21 protein-coding genes are annotated in these 22,383 nt (G+C 72.3%); 18 read left to right on the forward strand and 3 right to left on the reverse strand.

Annotated elements, in window-relative coordinates; translation table 11 throughout:
* Positions 1-13 precede the first annotated feature (13 nt).
* The 7 genes from D1J60_RS28680 to D1J60_RS28710 all read left to right on the forward strand — a co-directional run bounded on the left by D1J60_RS28680 (position 14) and on the right by D1J60_RS28710 (position 5,288).
* Positions 14-646: an MBL fold metallo-hydrolase gene (locus D1J60_RS28680; RefSeq protein WP_125823049.1), complete on the forward strand. Its 633-nt coding sequence runs from the start codon at positions 14-16 to the stop codon at positions 644-646.
* A gap of 30 nt (positions 647-676) precedes the next feature.
* Positions 677-1,456: an exodeoxyribonuclease III gene (locus tag D1J60_RS28685; protein WP_125823050.1), complete on the forward strand. Its 780-nt coding sequence runs from the start codon at positions 677-679 to the stop codon at positions 1,454-1,456.
* A 63-nt stretch (positions 1,457-1,519) separates the two neighbouring features.
* Positions 1,520-1,960, forward strand: a complete 441-nt coding sequence (locus D1J60_RS28690) for a DUF6278 family protein (RefSeq protein ID WP_125823051.1) — start codon at positions 1,520-1,522, stop codon at positions 1,958-1,960.
* A 130-nt stretch (positions 1,961-2,090) separates the two neighbouring features.
* A complete protein-coding gene (locus D1J60_RS28695) occupies positions 2,091-2,834 on the forward strand; it encodes an amino acid ABC transporter ATP-binding protein (RefSeq protein ID WP_125824229.1) in 744 nt (247 codons plus the stop codon).
* 11 nt (positions 2,835-2,845) lie between these two features.
* Positions 2,846-3,751 (forward strand): glutamate ABC transporter substrate-binding protein, encoded by a 906-nt coding sequence (locus tag D1J60_RS28700; RefSeq protein WP_125823052.1) that lies wholly within the window; start codon positions 2,846-2,848, stop codon positions 3,749-3,751.
* A gap of 17 nt (positions 3,752-3,768) precedes the next feature.
* A complete protein-coding gene (locus tag D1J60_RS28705; protein WP_125823053.1) occupies positions 3,769-4,413 on the forward strand; it encodes an amino acid ABC transporter permease in 645 nt (214 codons plus the stop codon).
* Positions 4,410-5,288 (forward strand): amino acid ABC transporter permease, encoded by an 879-nt coding sequence (locus tag D1J60_RS28710; protein ID WP_125823054.1) that lies wholly within the window; start codon positions 4,410-4,412, stop codon positions 5,286-5,288. Before D1J60_RS28705 ends, D1J60_RS28710 begins: the two co-directional genes overlap by 4 nt.
* A 25-nt stretch (positions 5,289-5,313) precedes the next feature.
* Here D1J60_RS28710 and D1J60_RS28715 read toward each other — a convergent pair whose 3' ends face one another.
* Both D1J60_RS28715 and D1J60_RS28720 read right to left on the reverse strand, forming a co-directional pair.
* On the reverse strand, positions 5,314-6,900 hold the full coding sequence (locus D1J60_RS28715) for a CocE/NonD family hydrolase (RefSeq protein WP_125823055.1): 1,587 nt from the start codon (positions 6,898-6,900) through the stop codon (positions 5,314-5,316).
* 130 nt (positions 6,901-7,030) lie between these two features.
* The gene (locus D1J60_RS28720; protein ID WP_125823056.1) at positions 7,031-8,263 is read right to left on the reverse strand and encodes an Ig-like domain-containing protein; all 1,233 of its coding nucleotides are present in this window, start codon (positions 8,261-8,263) and stop codon (positions 7,031-7,033) included.
* Positions 8,264-8,574: 311 nt separating this feature from the next.
* On the opposite strand from D1J60_RS28720, the gene murJ reads away from it, so the two are divergent.
* From murJ to D1J60_RS28745, 5 genes are all read left to right on the forward strand, one after another.
* A complete protein-coding gene (murJ, locus tag D1J60_RS28725) occupies positions 8,575-10,245 on the forward strand; it encodes a murein biosynthesis integral membrane protein MurJ (protein WP_125823057.1) in 1,671 nt (556 codons plus the stop codon).
* Between the two features lie 40 nt (positions 10,246-10,285).
* The gene (locus D1J60_RS28730) at positions 10,286-10,966 is read left to right on the forward strand and encodes a response regulator transcription factor (RefSeq protein WP_125823058.1); all 681 of its coding nucleotides are present in this window, start codon (positions 10,286-10,288) and stop codon (positions 10,964-10,966) included.
* A 3-nt stretch (positions 10,967-10,969) separates the two neighbouring features.
* Positions 10,970-12,415, forward strand: a complete 1,446-nt coding sequence (locus D1J60_RS28735; RefSeq protein WP_125598127.1) for a HAMP domain-containing sensor histidine kinase — start codon at positions 10,970-10,972, stop codon at positions 12,413-12,415.
* Positions 12,412-12,930 carry a hypothetical protein gene (locus tag D1J60_RS28740; protein ID WP_125823059.1) on the forward strand — a complete coding sequence of 173 codons (519 nt, stop codon included), beginning with the start codon at positions 12,412-12,414 and terminating at the stop codon, positions 12,928-12,930. The genes D1J60_RS28735 and D1J60_RS28740 overlap by 4 nt, the downstream gene beginning before the upstream one ends.
* A 113-nt stretch (positions 12,931-13,043) precedes the next feature.
* The gene (locus D1J60_RS28745) at positions 13,044-14,312 is read left to right on the forward strand and encodes a cytochrome P450 (protein ID WP_125823060.1); all 1,269 of its coding nucleotides are present in this window, start codon (positions 13,044-13,046) and stop codon (positions 14,310-14,312) included.
* On the opposite strand, the gene D1J60_RS28750 is transcribed toward D1J60_RS28745, so the two are convergent.
* On the reverse strand, positions 14,272-14,994 hold the full coding sequence (locus tag D1J60_RS28750) for a hypothetical protein (protein WP_125823061.1): 723 nt from the start codon (positions 14,992-14,994) through the stop codon (positions 14,272-14,274). The genes D1J60_RS28745 and D1J60_RS28750 overlap by 41 nt on opposite strands.
* A gap of 101 nt (positions 14,995-15,095) precedes the next feature.
* On the opposite strand from D1J60_RS28750, the gene ggt reads away from it, so the two are divergent.
* From ggt to hydA, 6 genes are all read left to right on the forward strand, one after another.
* The gene (gene ggt / locus D1J60_RS28755; protein WP_125823062.1) at positions 15,096-16,895 is read left to right on the forward strand and encodes a gamma-glutamyltransferase; all 1,800 of its coding nucleotides are present in this window, start codon (positions 15,096-15,098) and stop codon (positions 16,893-16,895) included.
* 223 nt (positions 16,896-17,118) lie between these two features.
* On the forward strand, positions 17,119-17,280 hold the full coding sequence (locus tag D1J60_RS37455) for a hypothetical protein (protein WP_164720984.1): 162 nt from the start codon (positions 17,119-17,121) through the stop codon (positions 17,278-17,280).
* A 23-nt stretch (positions 17,281-17,303) separates the two neighbouring features.
* Positions 17,304-18,677 carry a hypothetical protein gene (locus tag D1J60_RS37460; protein WP_164720985.1) on the forward strand — a complete coding sequence of 458 codons (1,374 nt, stop codon included), beginning with the start codon at positions 17,304-17,306 and terminating at the stop codon, positions 18,675-18,677.
* Positions 18,678-18,844: 167 nt separating this feature from the next.
* Complete coding sequence (locus D1J60_RS28765; RefSeq protein WP_125823063.1) at positions 18,845-19,687, forward strand: nitrilase-related carbon-nitrogen hydrolase; 843 nt, start codon at positions 18,845-18,847, stop codon at positions 19,685-19,687.
* Positions 19,684-20,979, forward strand: coding sequence for an aspartate aminotransferase family protein (locus D1J60_RS28770; protein WP_241253423.1), 1,296 nt, complete (start codon positions 19,684-19,686; stop codon positions 20,977-20,979). Before D1J60_RS28765 ends, D1J60_RS28770 begins: the two co-directional genes overlap by 4 nt.
* Positions 20,980-20,989: 10 nt before the next feature.
* The gene (gene hydA, locus D1J60_RS28775) at positions 20,990-22,381 is read left to right on the forward strand and encodes a dihydropyrimidinase (protein ID WP_125823064.1); all 1,392 of its coding nucleotides are present in this window, start codon (positions 20,990-20,992) and stop codon (positions 22,379-22,381) included.
* Positions 22,382-22,383 lie beyond the last annotated feature (2 nt).

The raw sequence follows: 22,383 nt of genomic DNA on the forward strand, positions 1-22,383 counted from the left end.
CTATGGTGGGATCATGAAGCTCACCAAACGGCTGCACTCCTGCGTCCAGTTGGAGAAGGACGGGCGCGTGCTCGTCATCGACCCGGGCGCCTTCAGCGAACCGGACGCGGGCCTCGGGGCGGACGTCCTGCTGGTCACCCACGAGCACCCCGACCACTTCGACGAGGGCCGGCTGCGCGCGGCGCTCGACGCCAACCCGGCCGCCGCCCTGTGGACCCTGAGCAGCGTGGCGGACCGGATGGCCGCCGCCTACCCGGGCCGGGTGCACACGGTGGGCCACGGCGACGCCTTCACCGCCGCCGGCTTCGAGGTCCAGGTCCACGGCGAGCTGCACGCCGTGATCCACCCGGACATCCCGCGGGTCACGAACGTCGGCTACCTCGTGGAGGGCTCCCTCTTCCACCCCGGGGACGCGCTGACCGTGCCCGGCGTCCCGGTCCAGACGCTGATGCTGCCGGTCCACGCGCCGTGGAACAAGGTCGCCGAGGTGATCGACTACGTCCGCGAGGTCAAGCCGGCCCGGGCCATCGACATCCACGACGCCTACCTCGCCGACATCGCCCGGCCGATCTACGACATGGCCCTGGACACCTTCGGCGGCGCCCCGCACAGCCGCCTCGGCGCAGGTGAGAGCGCCGCGCTCTGACTGTCGGTGCCGAGCGGTAGGTTGGTGTACATGCGTATCGCCACGTACAACGTCAACTCGATCACCGCCCGGCTGCCGCGCCTGCTGGCCTGGCTGGAGAGCTCCGGCACGGATGTGCTGTGCGTCCAGGAGACCAAGTGCTCCGCGGAGCAGTTCCCCGCCGCCGAGCTGCGCGAGCTGGGCTACGAGTCGGTCGTCAACGCCACCGGCCGGTGGAACGGCGTGGCCCTGCTCTCCCGCGTCGGGCTGGAGGACGTCGTCGTGGGGCTGCCCGGCGGCCCCGACTACGAGGGCGTCCAGGAGCCCCGCGCCATCTCCGCCACCTGCGGCGGGGTGCGCGTCTGGTCCGTGTACGTGCCCAACGGCCGCGAGGTCGAGCACGACCACTACGGCTACAAGCTGAACTGGTTCGGCGCCCTGGCCACCGCCATCGCCGAGGACGCGGCCGGCAGCCGCCCCTTCGCGGTCCTCGGCGACTTCAACGTGGCGCCGACCGACGAGGACGTGTACGACCCGGCCGTCTTCGAGGGCCTCACGCACGTCACCCCCGCCGAACGGGCCGCCCTGGAGGCCCTGCGCGCCGCCGGCCTGGCCGACGTCATGCCGCGCGCGCTCAAGTACGACCGCCCGTACACCTTCTGGGACTACCGCCAGCTCGCCTTCCCCAAGAACCGGGGCATGCGCATCGACCTGGTGTACGGGAACGAGCCCTTCGCCAAGGCCGTCAAGGACGCCTACGTGGACCGCGAGGAGCGCAAGGGGAAGGGCGCCTCCGACCACGCCCCGGTCGTCGTCGACCTGGACGTCTAGAAGACGGACGGATCGGGGCGCGCCCTGTGGCCAGCCGGGGATCCTGCTGCCACGCTGGTCGGTATGGACATCCCTTTCCTGGCGAACTGGCTGAACCGGAACGAAACGGAACAGGGTGCGGGGCTCGCCGCCACCCTCGGGGATGATCACGAGGACGTCGCCGAGCTGTTCTCGGAGTGCGAGATGCTGCGGTCGCAGGCGAGGGCGGCCGGACTGGAACTCGACGAGACCCCGGCCTCGTTGGAGGCCCTGGACCAGCTGATGCCGCGCTGGCGCCGGGACCCCGAGGCGGTGCCCTGGCTGGGCAACGACGCGGGCTTCTACCTCGGGACCGTGATCGTGCGCAGCCTCCCGGGGGCCGGCTGGCGGGTCTGGCCCAACGGCCGGCCGGTGATCCGGCTCGCGTCCGGGCGGGAGCTCAACGTGATCGAGTCGGGCCTGTCCTGGGCGATGACCGGCTCCCCCGAGCTGAGCCAGGCCTACGCCGAGGCCTCCGAGGGCTGAGCGGGGGGCCGGCGCGGGCCACTATAGGTCAATGTACTTTATGTACCTTTTTGGCGTGTCGGAGCGAAGTACCCCCGACGGCTGGATAGTTTGCGCTGACCTCGACACCGACAAGTGGGCAGGGCAGCGCATGGCCGTCGATCCGTTGATCGAGCTGCGGAACGTCAACAAGCACTACGGGAATCTGCACGTCCTCCAGGACATCAACCTCACCGTCGGCCGCGGGGAGGTGGTGGTGATCATCGGACCGTCCGGGTCCGGGAAGTCCACCCTCTGCCGGACGATCAACCGGCTGGAGACCATCGAGTCCGGCACGATCACCCTCGACGGCCACCCCCTGCCCGCCGAGGGCAGGGAGCTGGCGGGCCTGCGCGCCGAAGTCGGCATGGTCTTCCAGTCCTTCAACCTCTTCGCGCACAAGACCGTCCTGGCCAACGTCTCGCTCGCCCAGATCAAGGTGCGGGGACGCAGGAGGGAGGAGGCCGACAAGCGCTCCCGGGAGCTCCTGGACCGCGTCGGCCTCGCCAGTCAGGCGGACAAGTTCCCCGCCCAGCTCTCCGGCGGCCAGCAGCAGCGCGTGGCCATCGCCCGCGCCCTCGCCATGAACCCCAAGGCACTCCTCTTCGACGAGCCCACCTCCGCCCTCGACCCCGAGATGATCAACGAGGTGCTGGAGGTCATGCAGCAGCTCGCCCGCGACGGGATGACCATGGTCGTGGTCACCCACGAGATGGGCTTCGCCCGCTCCGCCGCGAACCGCGTCGTCTTCATGGCCGACGGCCGCGTCATCGAGGACCGCACCCCGGAGGCCTTCTTCACCGCCCCCGAGAGCGACCGGGCCCGGGACTTCCTCTCCAAGATCCTCAAGCACTGAGGGGCGGCCCGATGAAGCACACCCTGCGCGCACTCGCCCTGGCCGCGCTGATCCTCGCGGCCGCCGCCTGCGGCAAGTCGGGCAGCCCCCCGGTCAAGGGCCCCCAGCCCGAGGACCTGCCCGTCTACAAGGTCGACACCGGCTTCTCGCTGCCCGCCTCGCGCACCTGGGAGAAGGCGAGGAAGCGCGGCCGCCTCGTGGTCGGCGTCAAGGAGGACCAGCCGTACATGGGGGAGAAGGACCCCGCCAGCGGCCGCTACTCCGGCTTCGACATCGAGATCGCCAAGATGACGGCGGCCTCGCTCGGCTTCGACCCCAAGACCATCGAGTTCAAGACGATCGCCTCCGCCAACCGCGAGACCGCCCTGCAGAACGGCCAGATCGACTACTACGTGGGCACCTACACGATCAACGACAACCGCAAGAAGCAGGTCGGCTTCGCGGGCCCCTACTTCATGGCCGGCCAGTCCCTCCTCGTCCGCGGGAACGAGAAGGACATCAAGGGCCCCGAGGACCTCGCCGGGAAGAAGGTCTGCTCCGCCGCCGGCTCCACCCCCTACCAGCGGCTCCAGAAGGAGTACCCCAAGGCCGTGCTCGTCGCCTACGACACCTACTCGGCCTGCGTGGACAACCTGCTCTCCTACCAGGTCGACGCCGTCTCCACCGACGACTCCATCCTCCTCGGCTACGCCGCCAAGGCCCCCGAGGAGCTCAAGGTCGTCGGCGAGCCCTTCTCGAAGGAGCCCTACGGCATCGGCGTCCCCCGTGGCGACAACGCCCTGCGGCTCGCCCTCGACGACGCGCTGGAGGCCGACGAGAAGAACGGCGACTGGAAGAAGGCCTACGAGGCCACCCTCGGCCTCTCCGGCCGGCCCGCCCCCCAGCCGCCCGCCATCGACCGCTACCCGGCGGGCTGAAGGGAGAGCGCACCCCCGTGAACGTACTCACCGAGAACTTCGCGCTCTACGGCGAGGGCTTCCTCGGCACCGTGGAGCTGACCGTCTACGCCTCGCTCGTCGCCCTGGTCCTCGGCTTCCTCATGGCCTCCTTCCGCGTCGCGCCCGTCGGCTCCTTCCGCGTCTTCGGCACGGTCTGGGTGACCGTGCTGCGCAACACCCCCCTCACCCTGCTCTTCTTCGCCGTCATGCTCGGCCTGCCGCGCTTCGGACTGGTCCTGCCCTTCGAGCTCTTCGCCGTCCTCACCCTCGGCTGCTACACCTCGGCCTTCATCTGCGAGGCGCTGCGCTCCGGCATCAACACCGTGCCCAAGGGCCAGGGCGAGGCCGCGCGCAGCCTGGGCATGTCCTTCGGGCAGACCCTGGGGACGGTGGTGCTGCCGCAGGCCTTCCGCTCCGTCATCCCGCCCATCGGCTCGACCCTGATCGCGCTCGCGAAGAACTCCGCCATCGCCGGCGCCTTCAGCGTCACCGAGCTGCTGGGCACGTACAAGACCCTCAACGAGCTGGGCTACAGCATCATCTGGACCTTCGTCTGGATCGCCGTCGGCTACCTGATCATCACCCTGTCCATCAGCGCGGTCTTCAACGTGCTGGAGAAGCGCTACGGAGTCGCCCGATGACCGCGCACGCGCTGCACGGGGACCTGGAGTCCACGGCCCTCTACGACCTGCCCGGGCCCAGGGCCCAGCGCCGCCACCTCCTCTACGGGATCCTCTCGACCGCGGTGATCCTCGGCCTGCTGGCGTGGATCCTCTACCTCCTCTTCGACACCGACCAGTTCACCGCCGCCAAGTGGAGCCCCTTCGCGTACGAGGGCATCCAGGAGCTGCTGCTCAGAGGGCTCGGCAACACCCTGAAGGCCTTCGCGTACGCCTCCGTGCTGTCGCTGGTGCTCGGTGCGGTGCTCGCGACCGGCAGGCTCTCGGTGCACCGTCCGGTGCGCTGGGCCGCCACCCTGTGCGTGGAGTTCTTCCGGGCCATGCCGGTCCTGGTGATGATCTTCTTCATCTTCGTGGCGCTGAAGGTCCAGCCCCTGCCGGCCCTGGTGGCGGGGCTGACGCTGTACAACGGCTCGGTGCTCGCCGAGGTGTTCCGCACGGGCGTCAACGCCGTGGAGAAGGGCCAGCGCGAGGCGGCGTACGCCCTGGGCATGCGCAAGACGCAGGTGATGACCTTCGTCCTGGCACCGCAGGCGGTCCGGGCGATGCTGCCCGCGATCATCAGCCAGCTGGTGGTGGCCCTCAAGGACACCTCGCTGGGCTTCCTGATCACCTACGAGGAGTTCCTGCACGCGGGCAAGCTGATCGCCTCCAACCTGGACTACGACCTGCCCTTCATCCCCGTCGTGATGATCGTCTCGCCGGTCTACATCGGCATGTGCATGCTGCTGTCCTGGTTCGCCACCTGGGTCGCGCGGCGCGAGCGGCGCAGCCTGAAGACCAGGGCGGTCGAGGTCGCGCCCGCCGAACCGGGCACGGTGCTGCCGGGGAGATAGACGGCCCCCCGGCAGCGGCCGCGGATCACTGCTCGCGCAGCGGCACCGAGACGTACGAGGGATCGGTGCGCGGCGAGGAGAAGGTCAGCTGCGCGCCGGCGGGGTTGTGCTCGATGTAGAGCGGGTCGACCGTGTCGACGACGAGGGCCAGGCGGTGGCCCTCGGGGACGTCGTAGGCGGTGGAGAAGAGGTCCAGGTCGACCCCGAAGGACTGGCCGGGCGTCTTCCCGTGGAAGGTGTACGGGGCGTTGCTGACGAGCTTGCCGATGCCGAGCGGGCCGACGTCGTAGAGGTAGGCGACGAAGGTGCCGTCGCCCTTGGTGGGCGTGACGGTGGTGTGCAGGCGCACGGTGCCGCGGATCCGGCGCTCGTCCTCGTAGCGCGGGGACTGCCAGACGGCGGCGAAGGCGCGGGGGAGCAGCGGGATCGAGGCGGCCGGCGGGGCCTTGGCGAACTGGTCGAGGATGCTGGAGAGGAAGAGGATCCCGCCGTTGGCGCCGGAGTCGACGTTGGCCCAGACGTGCTCGCTGCCGGTGAGCGGGAGCTTCTCGGTGCCGCCGGAGCCGACCGACTTCCAGTCCGCGTAGCCCTCGTACCCGTCGGTGCTGCGGGACTTGATCTGCACGGGGGCTTCGGTGTCGACCCCGTTGCGTTCGCCCTTGAGGTAGCGGTCGAACCAGCGGTGGGCGTTGGTCCAGGTGTCGTTGGGCAGGCCCAGCAGTCCGGTGGCCTCGGCGGTGGCGTGGTCGCCGGGGCGGAACTCCAGGCGCTTGGGGCCGGTCAGCTTCTCGAAGAACTCGGCGTACTGGTTGGGCGGGAAGATCGTGTCGCCCCAGGCGTTGCCGAGCATGATCGCGGCGCCGTTGGCGTTGATCCGGCCGACCTGCTCGGAGGCGGAGCGCTTCTTCCCCCACTCGATCATCGCCTGCTCGTTCTCCAGCTTCGAGCCGAGGAAGTCGCCGAGGATCTGCTGGAGTTCGGGTCCGGGGCGGCCGGTGAGGTGGCCGGCGGCGCCCAGCATGCCGGCGGCCTGGAGGTGCTGGGTGCGGCCGGAGTAGATGGACTCGATGAGGTCGGCCCAGCCGCTGAGGGCCACCACGGCCTTGACGCGCGGGTCGTGCGCGGAGGCCAGCAGGCTGATGCCCGCCCCGTAGGAGACCCCGCCGAGGCCGATGCGGCCGGGGTCGGCGGGGGCGTTGGCCAGGGCCCAGTCGATGACGGCGGAGACGTCGGCGATGTCCGCCGGCCCCGCGGTCTCGATCTGCCCGCCGGAGAGCCAGAAGCCGCGGGAGGTGTAACTCACCACGACGTAGCCGGAGTCGGCGAGCTGCTTGGCCTGGGCGATGTATTCGATCTGCGGCATGCCCCAGCTGGTGGGGAGCACGATCAGCGGGTACTTCCGGCCGGGCTCGGCGCCGGCCGGGGTGAAGACGTTGCCCTTGAGGGTGATGCCGCCCGAGCCGGGGATGTCGTGGAAGCGCACCTGCGAGGAGGTGCCGGTCTGCGAGGTGGCGGCGGTCGGCGCCGCCTGGGCCTGATGGGGGGACAGGCCCAGCGCGGTCGCCGCGAGCAGGGCGGCCGCGGCCGCTGCGGTGGTGGGGCGGGTTCTCATCGATCGCTCCTCGCGTGCGCCGGTGTCCAAAAGTGACCCGACGGTAACGGGAGGGGCTTACCCGAGGTAACCCGTGAGTAAGTTACGTAGCGGTAACAATTGGGGAGGGGCCGGTCGGCCGCCCGTACGGTCAGCCCTGCGGGGAGCCGCCGCCGGCCAGGGCGCTCTTCGCCTTCCACTGGTCCCACGACAGGTTCCACTCGCCGTACCCGTTGCCGAGCTCGGCGTTGCCCTTCGAACCGCTGCCGACCACCTCGAAGGGATCGCCGACCTGCACCCGCTCGTAGAAGGACTTGGCCTCGGCGTCGCTCATGCCCACGCAGCCCGAGCTGGAGTTCACGCGGCCGAAGTTGGCGGAGTTCCAGGGCGCGGCGTGCGCGTACATGCCCGACCAGGTCAGCCGCATCGAGTAGTCGACCATCTTGTCGTAGGAGTCGCCCAGGCCCACCGTCTGGGAGTCCATCCGGATGGTGCCCTCCTTCGCCATCAGCACCATCTTCCCGGACCAGGAGGCCTTCTGGCCGCCGGGCGTGCCCGCCGAGACCGGGATCGTCTTCACCGTCTGGCCGTCCTCGGTCACCGTCATCTTCTTGGTGTCGAGGCTGACCTCCATCCGGCGGTCCTTGCCTATCTTGAACTCGGTGTTGTAATCGCGCGCGAAGAGCCCGCCGCCGGAACCGGAGTCCACTCCGTTCAGGTGCATGTCGACCTTCACGTCGGTGCCGGACTTCCAGTACTCCTTCGGCCGCCAGTCCACCCGGTCCTTCCCGGAATAGTCCTTGAACCAGCCCCAGGCGCCCTCGGTGTTGTTCGAGGTGGTCACCTTCAGTTGCTTCTCGACCTCGGCCTTGTTCTTCACCGGATTGTCGAAGACCAGTGAGACGGGCATCGCGACGCCCACCGTGCTGCCCTTCGGGATGTTGATGGAGACCTTGTTCACCTTGTCCGCGGGCGAGGTCTTGAACTGGGTGGTCGCGCTCTGGCTGGCGGTGTTCTGCGCCTCGACCTTGTAGTCGGTGCCGGGGGAGGCGTTGCGCTCCGAGGTCCAGGTCCGGCCGTCGGCGGATATCTGCCCCGCCAGCTCCCCGCCCTTGCCGTCGACCACCTTGACCAGGGAGAACTTGCCGTCGGCGAGGGTCACCTTCACCGGCTCGCCGGCCTTGACCTGGTCGCCCGTGAGGTTCACCGAGATCGCCATGTCCGGGCCCTTCTCCGTCCCGCCCCCCTTGCCGTCGCCGCCCGCCTTCCCGTCCGTACCGCCGCTCCCGCAGGCACTGAGGGCGAGGGTCAGCAGCGCGGTGCCCGCCAGCACGGTGTGACGGGTGCGGCGGCGCGGAAGTGCGGTGCGGCGTGTACGGCTCAACGAAAACCCCTCCGAAGAAATAACGGTCGTCCTCAGGTAAGGAGCGAACGCGGCCACATTAGGTTGCGCATTCCGCACAAAAACTCCCCGGGGCCGTTGTGACATGGGCCGCAGCGGAACTGTTGCCGTCCGGTCACATTCGGGGACTTGTGGAATCCGGCCGTCCGGAATTGGCCAACGGGCTCGTCCGGGGCGGAAAAAGGGCCCTTCCGCGCCGTGGCGGGGGCCAAAGGACCCTACCGGGAGGTGAATTCGCCCCGACCCGGCCACCGGGTTACCCTCCGTCTTCGGCTCGGCGAAGGGAAAGACCGATGTACGGATCCACCAGCAGCGCGGCGCCGGGCGCGGCACCCGCGGCCCCGGCACCCGCGACTGCGGCGGCCGGGGCCCCGGCGAAGGCCTCGGTGCTGCGCAGCGGTGCGCTGATGGCCGCCGGCTCCGTCGTCTCCCGCGCCACCGGCTTCGTCCGCTCCGCCGTGGTCCTCGCCGCACTGGGCGCCGGATTCCTCGGAGACGGCTACACCGTCGCCAACACCGTCCCGAACATCCTCTACATGCTGCTCATCGGAGGCGCCCTCAACGCCGTCTTCGTCCCCGAGCTGGTCCGGGCAGCCAAGGAACACCGCGACGGCGGAGCCGCGTACACCGACCGGCTGCTGACCGCCTGCACCGCGGCGCTCCTCGCGCTCACCGCCGCCGCCGTCCTCGCCGCACCGCTGATCGTGGACGCGTACACCCCCGCCTCCTACACGGACGCCCAGCGCGCCACGGTCGTCGCCCTGGCCCGTTTCTGCCTCCCGCAGATCCTCTTCTACGGGCTCTTCACCCTGCTCGGCCAAGTACTCAACGCGCGCGGCCGGTTCGGCGCCATGATGTGGACCCCGGTCCTCAACAACATCGTCATCATCGGCGTCTTCGGCTTCTTCCTGTACGCCTCCGGCGGCGGCCGCGACGCCCTCGACGCCGCCGACACCCGGCTGCTGGGCATCGGCACCACCGCCGGGATCGCCCTCCAGGCCCTCGCCCTCGTCCCCTCGCTGCGCGCCGCCCGCTTCCGCTGGCGCCCCCGCTTCGACTGGCGCGGCAGCGGCCTCACCCGCCCCCTGCGCAACGCGGGATGGCTGGTCGTGCTCGTCCTCAGCAACCAGTTCGCCTACTGGGTGGTGACCAAGCTCTCCACCACCGTCGGCGACCGGGCCCCCGGCTACGGCTACGCCGCCTACACCAGCGCCTACCAGCTGTGGATCGTCCCCCAGGGCATCATCACCGTCTCCCTGGTCACCGCCCTCATGCCCCGGATGAGCTCGGCCGCCGCCGACGGCGACCTCACCGCCGTCCGCGAGGACGTCTCGTACGCCCTGCGCTCCAGCGCCGCCCTCGTGGTCCCCGCCGCCGCGCTCTTCGCCGCACTCGCCCCCTGGGTGATGGACTGCGTCTCCGGATACGGCAAGGTCACCCCCGCCGAGGTCGCGGCCATGGCCGGCATGCTCGCCGCCTTCGCGCCCGGCCTGATCGCCTACTCCGCCCAGTACGCGCTCGCCCGCGGCTTCTACGCCCTCTCCGACACCCGCACCCCCTTCTTCCTGAACCTGGTCATCGTCGCCCTCAACGCCGGCCTGTCCTACGCCGCCTACCTGCTGCTGCCCGTGCGCTGGGCCGTCACCGGCATGGCCGCGGCCACCTCCCTCGCCTTCATCGGCGGCGCCGCCGTCACCGCCTGCGCCCTCTCCCGGCGGCTCGGCCCGCGCCCGAAGGGCCGCACCACCGCCCTCGCCACCCACCTGCGGCTGCTCGCCGCCTGCCTGCCCGCCGCCGGCGCCGCGTACGCGGCCGCCCGCGCCGCCGACGGCCTCGGTTCCTTCGCCGCCGCCGGAGCGGGAACCGCCGCGCTCGCCCTGGTCGTCGTACTCCTCGCCCGGCCGCTGCGCCTGGCCGAGATCACCGACCTGCTGGACTCCCTGCGCCGGAAGGCCGGCCGATAGCGGGAGGAAACCCCATGAACCACCCTGGAATACTGACCGGATGCCACGCGTACTACTGATCGAGGACGACCCTTCCATCCGGGAAGGGGTCGGCCTCGGCCTGCGCCGCCGCGGCCACGAGGTGAGCGCCGCCGCCACCGGCGAGGAAGGACTGGCCCTCATCGGGGGCTTCCGCCCCGAGCTGGTCCTCCTGGACCTGATGCTGCCCGGCATCAACGGCGTACAGGTCTGCCGCCGGATCCGCGAGACCAGCCAGGTCCCCATCATCATGCTCACCGCACGCGGCGACGACTTCGACATCGTCGTCGGCCTGGAGGCCGGGGCCGACGACTACATCGTCAAACCAGCCCGCACCGAGATCATCGAAGCCCGGATCAAGGCCGTCCTGCGCCGCCTCAAGGGCCCCGGCGGCCCGCCCGGCGTGGAACACCACGGCGAACTCGCCATCGACCGCGCCGGACTGACCGTCGCCAAGAACGGCGAACGCGTCGCCCTCGCACCCAGCGAGATCAAGCTCCTGCTCCACCTGTCGGCCTCACCCGAACAGGTCTTCTCCCGGCAGCAGCTGCTGGAATACGTGTGGGAGCACAGCTACCACGCCGACGCCCGGCTCGTGGACGCCTGCGTACGCCGGCTGCGCAACAAGGTCGAGGACCCCGACCGCCACCCCCGCTACATACAGACCGTGCGGGGCTTCGGCTACCGCTTCGGCCCCCTCTAGGCCGTGCGCCGTCTCCCGCCGCTCGGCCTGCGCACCCGGCTGATCGCCGCGTTCCTGCTCGTCGCCGCCATCTGCGCCGTCAGCACCGCCGCCCTCACCTACCGGCAGGCCCGCAGGGCCGTACTGACCCAGAGCCAGGACACCGCGGTCAGCACCCTGCGCGACCAGCTGGAGGGCCAGGGCATGAGCCTGCCCATGGACCGCCAGCAGCTCCAGCGCCTCGTCAACGACCTGGGCAAACGCGGCAAACCCCACTCCTGGGTGGTCTACGGCGAGTACGGCACCCTGCGCGCCTCCTCCAACGGCACCCCCACCACCTCAGCCGTCCTCACCGAGAAGCTGCGCGAGCAGGTCGCGGCCAACCCGCACGGCGCCTTCCAGCGGGTGCAGGACGGCCGCGGCGAGCCCTACCTGACCATCGGCATGCCCGCCGTCTTCACCCGCGACGGCAGCCGCGAGCCCACCGGCGTCACCGTCTACGCCGTCATGCCGCTCACCAGCGAACGGCAGACCGTCGACGCCATGGTCGAAGCCGCCAAACAGGGCGCCGTACCGGGCCTGGCCATCTCCCTCGTACCCGCCCTGCTCGCCGCGCGCAGCGTCCTGCGCCCCGTACGCGACATGCGCCGCGCCGCCCAGAACCTGGGCCGGGGCCGTCTCGACACCCGCATCGCCGTCAAGGGCGCCGACGAACTCGCCGGCCTCGCCCGCACCTTCAACGAGACCGCCGGCGCCCTGGAGGAATCCGTCACCGAACTGCGGGAGGCGGAGGCCCGGGCCCGCCGCTTCGCCGCCGACGTCTCCCACGAACTGCGCACCCCGCTCGCCGGGATGCTCGCGGTCACCGAGGTCCTCGACGAGGACGCCGCCGGCCTCGACCCCGACACCGCCAAGGCCCTGCGGCTGATCAGCGCCGAGACCGGCAAGCTCGCCGTCCTCGTCGAGGACCTGATGGAGATCTCCCGCTTCGACGCCCGCGCCGCCGAACTCAACCTCGACGACGTGGACGTCGCCGAGGCCGTCGGCAAGACCCTGGAACGCCGCCGCTGGGACGACGACCGGGTCACCACCGACCTCCCCGGAGGGATCCGCGCCCGGCTCGACCCGCGCCGCTTCGACGTGGTCCTCGCCAACCTCGTCGGCAACGCCCTGAGGCACGGCGAGGCCCCCGTACGGGTCGCCGTACGCACACAGGAGCACCCCGGCGGGCCACGCCTGCTGCTGGAGGTCGCCGACAGCGGCCCGGGCATCGCCGAGGAGGTCCTCCCGCACATCTTCGACCGGTTCTTCAAGGCCGACGCCGCCCGCGCCCGCTCCGCCGGCAGCGGCCTCGGACTCGCCATCACCCTGGAGAACGTCCGCCTCCACGGCGGCACCCTGACCGCCGCCAACGGAGCCGACGGGGGAGCCGTGTTCACCCTCGACATGCCGCTGGAGGCAACCGCATGAGCCGTACGCGGTCCCTCGCCGCCCGCGCCGCCGCCCTGCTCGGCCCGGCGCTGCTGCTCACCGGCTGCGGGATCAAGCCGACCGGGGTCGTCGAGAGCGGCGCGGCCGCCAAGGTGGCCGTCGCCGCGCCCGCCCGCACCTCCATGGCCTACTTCGTCACCCCCGAGGGACGGCTCGTGCCCGCACCGCAGCCCGAGCACACCCGCGACGGCCCCCGCGGCAGCCTGACCGGACTCCTCACCGGTCCCGGAGCCCCGGAACTGGAAGCCGGGCTCGGCACCCGGCTGCCCGCGGTCGACGAAGCGGGGCTGGAACAGATCGGCGTCGGCTTCACGGCCCGCGACCGGGTGGAGGCACGGCTCCCCTTCTCCGTCGCCGGCCTGGACCCGACCGCCCGCCGCCAGCTCGTGTGCAGCGCCCTGTCGACCCTCGCCCCGGCCTTCGACGTGGTGCTGCGCGGCACCGACACCGCGCTGGAGGCGGCCCGCTGCGAGTTCGGGGGCCGGACGGGCTGACGGCCCCTCGCGGTGGCCCCCGGCGCCCTTGCGCGGGTCCCCGTTGCCGGTGCCCTTCGCGGTGATCCCCGTACCCTTGCGCGGGTCCCCGGCAGCCCGCCACCGTGTGGGCCATGGAACGCGCCGCCCGGCCCACCGGCATCCCCGACGTCTTCGACCCCCGCCTCTACGCCGAGGGCGTCCCGCACGAGCGCTACCGGCTGCTGCGCGAGCGGCACCCGGTCGCCTGGCAGGAGGAGCCCGAAGTCCAGGGCTGGCCCGCCGGGCCCGGCTTCTGGGCCGTCACCCGGCACGCCGACGTCGTCCGCGTCCTGCGCGACCACACCGCGTACTCCTCCTGGCTCGGGGCCACCCAGATCCGCGACCCCGACCCCGCCGACCTGCCGTTCCTGCGCAGCACCATGCTCAACCAGGACCCTCCCGACCACGGCCGGCTGCGCCGCCTGGTCTCCCGCGCCTTCACCCCCGCCCGCGTCGACGCCTTCGCGGACCGGGCCCGCCGGCGCGCCCGTACCCTCCTCGCCGCCGCCCGCGACGGCGCCGAGGACGGCACCGCCGACGTGGTGCGCGCCGTCACCGACGAGTACGCCCTGCTCAACCTCACCGACCTGCTCGGCGTGCCGCCCGCCGACCGGGGCCTGCTGCTGGAGTGGACCGTACGCGTCATCGGCTACCAGGACCCCGACGACGCCCCCGCACCCCTCCTCGGCCCCGACGGCAAGCCGCTGAACCCGCGCTCCCCGGCCCTGCTCGGCGAGATGTTCGGCTACGCCCGCGAACTCGCCGCGTACAAGCGCGCCCACCCCGGGGACGACGTGATGACCGCCCTCGCCCAGGCCGGACTGGAGCCCGCCGAGCTGGAGATGTTCTTCTTCCTGCTCACCGTCGCCGGCAACGACACCGTACGCGGCGCGGCACCCGGAGGCCTCCTCGCCCTCGCCCGGAACCCGGGCGCCTACCGCCGGCTCGCCGCCGGCGCCACCGGCACGGACCGGGCCGTCGAGGAACTCCTGCGCGTCCACCCGCCGGTACTCAGCTTCCGCCGCACCGCCGCCCGCGACACCGAACTCGCCGGGACACCGATCCGCGCCGGCGACAAGGTGGTCGTCTTCCACGCCTCCGCCAACCACGACGAACGCGTCTTCACCGACCCCGGCCGGCTCGACCTCGGCCGCTCCCCGAACCCGCACGTCTCCTTCGGCGACGGCCCGCACGTCTGCCTCGGCGCCCACTTCGCCCGGCTCCAGCTGCGCACCCTCTACGAGGAGTGGCGTACGGCGATGCCCGCGCCCGAACTCGCGGGGGAGCCGCGCCGGCTGGTCTCCAACTTCATCAACGGCATCACCCGGCTGCCGCTGCGGGTGTCCGCGCCGCGTCGGTGACGTCCGCCACCAGCTCCGTCACGTCCGGCCCGTAGGCGTCGGAGTTGACCACCTTCAGCATCAGACAGAAGGCCTTCCCGTGGTGCTTGCGCGCCAGCTCCTGGTGGTTGCGGGCCAGGTATCGGGCCGCCGCCTGATTGCTGTTGGCGGTCTGCCCCGACAGCAGGAAGACCGGCCGCGTACCCGGCCCCGTGGTCAGCCGGGCCAGCAGCACGTACTCGGCCAGGCCCGGCTCCCAGCGGTACGTGTCCCCGCCGACGGCTATCGCCCCCCGGTCCGGACCGGATTCGGTGGACACGTCGACCCGCACACCGGGAAGCAGCGAGTGCAGGTGCGCCACCGTACGGGAGTTGGAGGCGGGCCCGCCGACGCAGAACTCGGCGCGCTCGCCGAAACCCTGCCGCGCCTGGTGGGTGACGACCTGCACCGTCGCCCCGCAGTCCTTTATCAGGGCGGATATCTCCAGCAGCGCGAAGGCGTCGTTGCGGTGCAGCGAGTTCTCCGTGCCGCCCATCTGGCGGTTGACCACGAACAGGCAGTCCGAGCCGGCCGGCAGCCCGAAGAACGCCTGCTTGCGGCGGAGCGCCCGGCGCCAGAGGTAGGTCCGTGCGAACCAGCCGAAACCACCACTGATGGCCGTGGCCACCACCCCGAGCACGATGTTGCGGACGTCATCGTTCATGCGGCGGATGGTAGCCGTCACACCACCGTCATGACGCGGGGGCCGGGGCGGAGCTAGGCTGCCGCTCCTAGGTCTGACAGGCAGTCGACTGGAGGAACCGGATGCGTGCTTCCGCCGCACGTCAGTTAGCGTTCGCCGCCCTCGCCGGGGCGCTCGTCTCCACCGGGGCCGCCGCCCCGCCCTCGCAGACGGCGACCCCGCCGAAGGTGCCGGTCGCCGCCGGCTACGGCGGAGCCGTCGCCAGCGTCGACGCGGACGCCTCCGCCGCCGGCGTCGCCGTACTGCGGGCCGGCGGCAACGCGGTGGACGCCGCCGTCGCCGTCGCCGCCGCGCTCGGGGTCACCGAGCCGTACTCCGCCGGGATCGGCGGGGGCGGCTACTTCGTCTACTACGACGCCTCCTCCCGCCGGGTGCACACCATCGACGGCCGCGAGACCGCGCCCGCCACGGCCACCGCCACCCTCTTCCAGGAGAACGGCGTCCCCATCCCCTTCGCCGAGGGCCAGACCAGCGGACGCTCGGTCGGCGTCCCCGGCACCCCCGCCACCTGGAAGAGCGCCCTCGACGCCTGGGGCAGCCGCCCGCTCGCCCAGCTCCTGCGCCCCGCCGAGAAGCTGGCCCGCGACGGCTTCACGGTCGACAGCACCTTCCGCGCCCAGACCGAGGCCAACCAGGACCGCTTCAAGGACTTCCCCGCCACCCGCGAGCTGTTCCTGCCCGGCGGCCAACTGCCCGTGGTCGGCTCCACCTTCAAGAACCCCGACCTCGCCGCGACCTACGCCGAACTCGCCCGCAAGGGCACCGGCGCGCTCTACCGGGGCCCGATCGCCGAGGACATCGTCAACACCGTCCGCAAACCCCCCGTCGACCCGGCCGCCACCCGCAACGTCCGCCCCGGCGACCTCACCACCGCCGACCTGCGCGCCTACGCGACCAAGCGGCAGGCCCCGACGCAGATCGCGTACCGCGGCCTGGACGTCTACAGCATGGCGCCGTCCTCCTCCGGCGGCACCACCGTCGGCGAGGCGCTGAACATCCTGGAGCGCACCGACCTGTCGGGGCTGTCCCAGGCGCAGTACCTGCACCGCTACATCGAGGCCTCCCGGATCGCCTTCGCCGACCGGGGCCGCTGGGTCGGCGACCCGGCCGCCGAGTCCGTACCGACGCGGGAGCTGCTCTCGCAGCGGTTCGCCGACAGCCGCGCCTGCCTGATCAAGCCCGACCGGACGCTGACCAGCCCGCTGGCCCCCGGCGACCCCCGCAACCCGGTCCCGTGCGCCACCACGGGGGAGACCGCACCCACCACCTACGAGGGGGAGAACACCACGCACCTGACGATCGCCGACCGCTGGGGCAACGTGGTCTCCTACACCCTGACCATCGAGTCCACCGGCGGCAGCGCCATCACCGTCCCCGGGCGGGGCTTCCTGCTCAACAACGAGCTGACCGACTTCTCCTTCGCCCCGGCGGCCCCCGGCGTACCCGACCCGAACCTGCCCGGCCCCGGCAAGCGCCCGCGCTCGTCCATGTCCCCGACCATCGTCCTGGACCACGGCCGTCCGGTCCTCGCGGTCGGCTCCCCGGGCGGCGCCACCATCATCACCACCGTCCTGCAGACCCTGACCGGCCACCTGGACCGGGGCCTGCCGCTGGTGGACGCCATCGCGGCCCCGCGCGCCAGCCAGCGCAACCAGACCACCACCGAGCTGGAGCCGGGCCTGTGGAACAGCCCGCTGCGCGCCGAACTGGAGGGCCTGGGCCAGGCCTTCCGGCAGAACCCGGAGATCGGCGCCGCGACCGGCGTCCAGCGGCTGCCCGACGGCCGCTGGCTGGCGGCGGCCGAGACCACCCGCAGGGGCGGCGGCTCGGCGATGGTCGTACGGCCGCACGGCAAGCCGTAGCCGCCGCCCCCGCGGTGCGGTGAGTACCCTCGGGCCGCCCGCGGTGACGGCGACCGCGTGCTCGGCGCGGGCGGCGCGGGGGCCGTCGGTGGTGCTGCGCGGCCGGGTCCCCGACCCGGCCGCGCGGGCCGGCAGCCGCCCCTGCGCGGGCGTGTCCGGCGGCCGGACGGACCAATGGGCGTGGCAGGTTCCCCGATCCGGGAACGGTGAAGGCGTGTCAGTGATGAACGCAGCCACACGCCTCGGCCTCGCACTCCTCGGCGCCCTCCTCGCGGCCGCCCTGCTGGCCGCCGCCTGCTCGACCCGCGGAGGGCGGGCCGACGCCCGGAGTGCCGTGGACGCGGGTTCGCCGTCAAGGTTTGAGATGTCCGTAGCCCGCCCGTAACACGGATGGGATGCAATGCGTGCATGGAGACGCCGACTGCGCTGGTGATCGGGCAACTCACGGACTACCTGCGGGGGTTGACGCAGCGACTGGATCCCGGCACCGGCTGGTACGGGGAGTTCCTGCGGCGCGATCCGGAGGAGATGCGCGCGTGCCTCGAGGGGGTCGCGGTGCCGCCGTGGGACGTACTGGAATCGCTGCTCGGCGACCTGCCGGGTGAGCCGGGCGGCGCGGCCGGCGAGGCGGCGTACGCGGCCTCACTGCGGGCGGCCGCGGTCGCCGCGTGGGACGCCCTGCCCGGCGGCGCGGGGGAGCTGCGGATCCTGCTCGACACCGCCGCCGGCCAGCGGGCCGCCCTGGACCGGGCCCTGCGTACCCTGAGCGCCCGCCTCGCCGGCGCGACGGACCCGGGGGAGGCGGCCGCCCTGAACCGGGAGCTGGCCTGGACCCGCGACGACGCGGCCCGCGCCGCGGCCCGGCACGCGGACCTGCACGCCCGCCTGACCGCCCTCGGCCCGGCCGCCCCGAACCCGACCCCGACCCCGGGGCCGGACCCGCGGCTCCTGCCGCCGGAGCCGGAGGCCGAGGTGCTGCCCGGGGTGCCGGCGCAGCGGGAGGGCGGGCGGTGGCTGCGGGGCGGCGGCCGGCGGGGCGGGGGAGCCCGGTACGCGGGGGCGCCGCACGCCGCCGCGGTACCCGCGCCGCCCGGGGAGGCCGTCCGGCCCGCCGGCGCCGTGCCGGACCTGCCCGCTCCGCTGCCGCGCGGCGCACGCTACCTCCGCCCGGCCCCCGGCCCGGCGGCACCGGAGGCCACCCCCGACGAGCCCTCCCTCTGGGACGCCCCCGCCCCGGCCCCCGCCCCGGCCCCGGCGGCCGGTCCGCGCGGCGGGTTCACCGCCGAGCTGCTCGCGCTGCGCGCCCAGGGCCGGAGCGGCGAGGCGCACGCCATGCTCTGCGAGGCCGCCGCCTGGCCCGCCCCCGCACTGCCCGCCCTCGCCGCCGAGCTCGGCCGCGCCGGACTCGCCGCCGACTGGGCCACCCTGCTCTGGGAGGCGGCCTCCCTCCCGCCCGACCGGCTCGCCGCGGCCGCCGCCGCCCTCGGCGCGGCGGGTCGGGAGGCCGACTGCGACGGGCTGCTGCGCCAGGGCGTGGCCCGCCCCGCCGCCGAGGTCGCCGAGGCCGCCGTCGCCCTCGGTGCGGCCGGCCGGGACCGCGAGGCCCAGGCCCTGCTCGGCGCCTTCGTCCGGCTGCGCACCGCCGAGGAGGCGGCCGGCCTGGCCCGCCGGGACCCGCACTGGTTCGCCCCCCGGCTGCTGCGCGCCGCCGGGGCCCTGTCCGCAGCCCGGCACCGGGACCTGGCGCACGCCCTGCGGGTGGCGGGAATCCCGGTGGCCTGAACCGCCCGTCTGCTGACCGCAAACGCCCACGTATCGACGTAACGTGATCGACTACTCCAATCGCGCAAGGCGGTCTTGCCCCACGCTGTGACGAGGCCTACCTTCGACTCCCTACGCACACCGTCTACGTGCGTAGAAGCCGGCGTTCCCGTCGCGAGGAGCAGCTCATGGCCCAAGTCGTCCGCGCCGCACTCGTCCAGGCCACCTGGACCGGAGACACCGAGTCGATGATCGCCAAGCACGAGGCGCACGCCCGCCGGGCGGCCGCCCAGGGCGCGCGGATCATCGGCTTCCAGGAGGTGTTCAACGCCCCCTACTTCTGCCAGGTCCAGGAACCCGAGCACTACCGCTGGGCCGAGCCCGTCCCCGACGGCCCCACCGTGCGCCGGATGCAGGAGCTGGCCCGCGAGACCGGCATGGTGATCGTCGTACCGGTCTTCGAGCTGGAGAGCGAGGGCTTCTACTACAACACGGCCGCCGTCATCGACGCCGACGGCAGCTACCTCGGCAAGTACCGCAAGCACCACATCCCGCAGGTCAAGGGATTCTGGGAGAAGTACTACTTCCGCCCGGGCAACCTCGGCTGGCCGGTCTTCGACACCGCCGTCGGCAAGGTCGGCGTCTACATCTGCTACGACCGCCACTTCCCCGAGGGCTGGCGCCAACTCGGCCTCGGCGGCGCCCAGCTGGTCTACAACCCCTCCGCCACCTCCCGGGGCCTCTCGGCGTACCTGTGGCAGCTGGAACAGCCCGCCTCCGCCGTCGCCAACGAGTACTTCATCGCCGCCATCAACCGCGTCGGCCAGGAGGAGTACGGGGACAACGACTTCTACGGGACCAGCTACTTCGTCGACCCCCGCGGCCAGTTCGTCGGCGAGGTCGCCAGCGACAAGGAGGAGGAACTCCTCGTCCGCGACCTGGACTTCGACCTGATCAAGGAGGTCCGCGACCAGTGGGCCTTCTACCGCGACCGCCGCCCCGACGCCTACGGAGGACTCGTACAGCCGTGACCAACCCCATCCCGCTGCACAGCCGCCACCGCACCGTCCTGCCCGACTGGCTCGCGCTCTACTACGACCGCCCCATCGAACTCACCCACGGCGAGGGCCGCCACGTCTGGGACGCCGACGGCAACCGCTACCTCGACTTCTTCGGCGGCATCCTCACCACGATGACCGCCCACGCGCTCCCCGAGGTCACCAAGGCCGTCGCCGAACAGGCCGGGCGGATCATCCACTCCTCCACCCTGTACCTCAACCGGCCCATGATCGAGCTGGCCGAGCGGGTCGCCGCCCTGTCCGGCATCCCCGACGCCCGGGTCTTCTTCACCACCTCCGGCACCGAGGCCAACGACACCGCCCTGCTGCTCGCCACCACGTACCGCCGCTCCAACCAGATCCTGGCGATGCGCAACAGCTACCACGGCCGGTCCTTCTCCACCGTCTCGGTCACCGGCAACCGGGGCTGGTCCCCGACCAGCCTCTCCCCGCTCCAGACGTACTACGTCCACGGCGCGGTCCGCACCCGCGGCCCCTTCGCCGGCCTCGACGACGCCGGCTTCACCGCCGCGGCGGTCGCCGACCTGGAAGACGTACTGGGCCAGGCGCGCGGCGGAGTGGCCGCGCTCATCGCCGAACCGGTCCAGGGAGTCGGCGGGTTCACCTCACCGCCCGACGGCCTGTACGGGGCCTTCCGCGAGGTCCTCGACCGGCACGGCATCCTGTGGATCAGCGACGAGGTGCAGACCGGCTGGGGCCGCACCGGCGACAACTTCTGGGGCTGGCAGGCCCACGCCCAGAACGGCCCGCCGGACATCCTCACCTTCGCCAAGGGCATCGGCAACGGCATGTCCATCGGCGGTGTCGTGGCCCGCGCCGAGGTGATGAACTGCCTCGACGCCAACTCCATCTCCACCTTCGGCGGCTCCCCGGTCACCATGGCGGCCGGCCTGGCCAACCTGGCCTACCTGCTGGACCACGACCTCCAGGGCAACGCCCGCCGCGTCGGAGGCCTCCTCCTGGAGCGGCTGCGCGCCGTCACCGCCTCCGTGCCGGCCGTACGGGAGGTCCGCGGCCGGGGCCTGATGGCCGGCATCGAGCTGACGGAGCCGGGCACCGACCGGGCCGACCCCCAGGCGGCCGCCGCCGTCCTCGAGGCCGCCCGGGAGCGCGGGCTGCTCCTCGGCAAGGGCGGCGGGCACGACACCAGCGTGCTGCGCATCGCGCCGCCGCTCTCCCTCACCGTCGCCGAGGCGGAAGAGGGCGCCGGGATCCTCGAACAGGCTCTGAGCACCATCCAGTAGGGGGACGCACATGAGCATCCGTACGCTGATCAGCGGCGGCCTCGTCATCACGGCTTCCGACGAGCTCCACGCGGACGTCCTGATCGAGGACGGCCGGGTCGTGGCGATGGCGACGGCGGGCAGCCAGCAGTGGACCGCCGACCGCGTGATCGACGCCTCGCGGAAATACGTGATCCCGGGCGGGGTCGATGCGCACACGCACATGGAGTTGCCGTTCGGCGGCACCTTCGCGTCGGACACGTTCGAGACCGGGACCAGAGCCGCGGCCTGGGGCGGGACGACCACGATCGTCGACTTCGCGGTGCAGACGCCCGGGCACTCCCTCCGAGAGGGCTTGGACACGTGGTACGCGAAGGCCGACGGCACATGCGCGATCGACTACGCCTTCCACATGATCGTTTCCGACGTCAACGAGCGCTCCCTCAAGGAAATGGACGGACTCGTCGAGGAAGGCGTGAGTTCGTTCAAACTGTTCATGGCATATCCGGGCGTCTTCTATTCCGATGACGGTCAGATCCTGCGGGCGATGCAGCGGGCCTCGGGCAACGGCGGGCTGATCATGATGCACGCCGAGAACGGCATCGCGATCGACGTCCTCGTCGAACAGGCCCTGGCCCGTGGAGAGACGGACCCGCGCCACCACGGCGAGGTCCGCAAGGTCCTCCTGGAGGCGGAGGCCACGCACCGCGCCATCCAGCTCGCGCGGGTCGCCGGCGCCCCCCTCTACGTGGTCCACGTCTCGGCGGAGGAGGCCGTCGCGGAGCTGGCCGCCGCCCGGGACAAGGGCCTGCCGGTCTTCGGCGAGACCTGCCCCCAGTACCTCTTCCTGTCCACCGACAACCTGGCGGAGCCGGACTTCCAGGGCGCCAAGTACGTCTGCTCCACCCCGCTGCGCCCCCGCGAGCACCAGGCCGCCCTCTGGCGCGGCCTGCGCACCAACGACCTCCAGGTGGTCTCCACCGACCACTGCCCCTTCTGCTTCCGCGGCCAGAAGGAGCTGGGCCGGGGTGACTTCTCCAAGATCCCGAACGGGCTGCCGGGGGTGGAGAACCGCATGGACCTCCTGCACCAGGCCGTCCTGGACGGGCACATCAGCCGCCGCCGCTGGATCGAGATCGCCTGCGCGACCCCGGCCCGGATGTTCGGCCTCTACCCGCAGAAGGGCACCATCGCCCCCGGCTCCGACGCCGACATCGTCCTCTACGATCCGCACGCCGAGCAGGTCATCTCCGCCGAGACGCACCACATGAACGTGGACTACTCGGCGTACGAGGGCAGGCGGATCACCGGACGCGTCGACACGGTCCTCTCCCGGGGCGAGATCGTCATCGACCGGCGCGAGTACACCGGCCGGGCCGGCCACGGAGCCTTCGTCCACCGCTCCACCTGCCAGTACCTGTAAGC

The organism is Streptomyces sp. W1SF4 (genome assembly GCF_003950035.1).
GTDB classification, from domain to species: Bacteria; Actinomycetota; Actinomycetes; order Streptomycetales; family Streptomycetaceae; genus Streptomyces; species Streptomyces racemochromogenes.

Bases quoted from the DNA above. Each gene is read 5' to 3' on its own strand.
- D1J60_RS28730 (WP_125823058.1), top strand. From the start codon at position 10,286: ATGCCACGCGTACTACTGATCGAGGACGACCCTTCCATCCGGGAAGGG.
- D1J60_RS28745 (WP_125823060.1), top strand. From the start codon at position 13,044: ATGGAACGCGCCGCCCGGCCCACCGGCATCCCCGACGTCTTCGACCCC.
- D1J60_RS28765 (WP_125823063.1), top strand. From the start codon at position 18,845: ATGGCCCAAGTCGTCCGCGCCGCACTCGTCCAGGCCACCTGGACCGGA.
- D1J60_RS28690 (WP_125823051.1), top strand. From the start codon at position 1,520: ATGGACATCCCTTTCCTGGCGAACTGGCTGAACCGGAACGAAACGGAA.
- D1J60_RS28740 (WP_125823059.1), top strand. From the start codon at position 12,412: ATGAGCCGTACGCGGTCCCTCGCCGCCCGCGCCGCCGCCCTGCTCGGC.
- hydA (WP_125823064.1), top strand. From the start codon at position 20,990: ATGAGCATCCGTACGCTGATCAGCGGCGGCCTCGTCATCACGGCTTCC.
- ggt (WP_125823062.1), top strand. From the start codon at position 15,096: ATGCGTGCTTCCGCCGCACGTCAGTTAGCGTTCGCCGCCCTCGCCGGG.
- D1J60_RS28695 (WP_125824229.1), top strand. From the start codon at position 2,091: ATGGCCGTCGATCCGTTGATCGAGCTGCGGAACGTCAACAAGCACTAC.
- D1J60_RS28710 (WP_125823054.1), top strand. From the start codon at position 4,410: ATGACCGCGCACGCGCTGCACGGGGACCTGGAGTCCACGGCCCTCTAC.
- murJ (WP_125823057.1), top strand. From the start codon at position 8,575: ATGTACGGATCCACCAGCAGCGCGGCGCCGGGCGCGGCACCCGCGGCC.
- D1J60_RS28750 (WP_125823061.1), bottom strand. From the start codon at position 14,994: ATGAACGATGACGTCCGCAACATCGTGCTCGGGGTGGTGGCCACGGCC.
- D1J60_RS28715 (WP_125823055.1), bottom strand. From the start codon at position 6,900: ATGAGAACCCGCCCCACCACCGCAGCGGCCGCGGCCGCCCTGCTCGCG.
- D1J60_RS28680 (WP_125823049.1), top strand. From the start codon at position 14: ATGAAGCTCACCAAACGGCTGCACTCCTGCGTCCAGTTGGAGAAGGAC.
- D1J60_RS28700 (WP_125823052.1), top strand. From the start codon at position 2,846: ATGAAGCACACCCTGCGCGCACTCGCCCTGGCCGCGCTGATCCTCGCG.
- D1J60_RS37460 (WP_164720985.1), top strand. From the start codon at position 17,304: ATGGAGACGCCGACTGCGCTGGTGATCGGGCAACTCACGGACTACCTG.
- D1J60_RS28685 (WP_125823050.1), top strand. From the start codon at position 677: ATGCGTATCGCCACGTACAACGTCAACTCGATCACCGCCCGGCTGCCG.
- D1J60_RS37455 (WP_164720984.1), top strand. From the start codon at position 17,119: ATGAACGCAGCCACACGCCTCGGCCTCGCACTCCTCGGCGCCCTCCTC.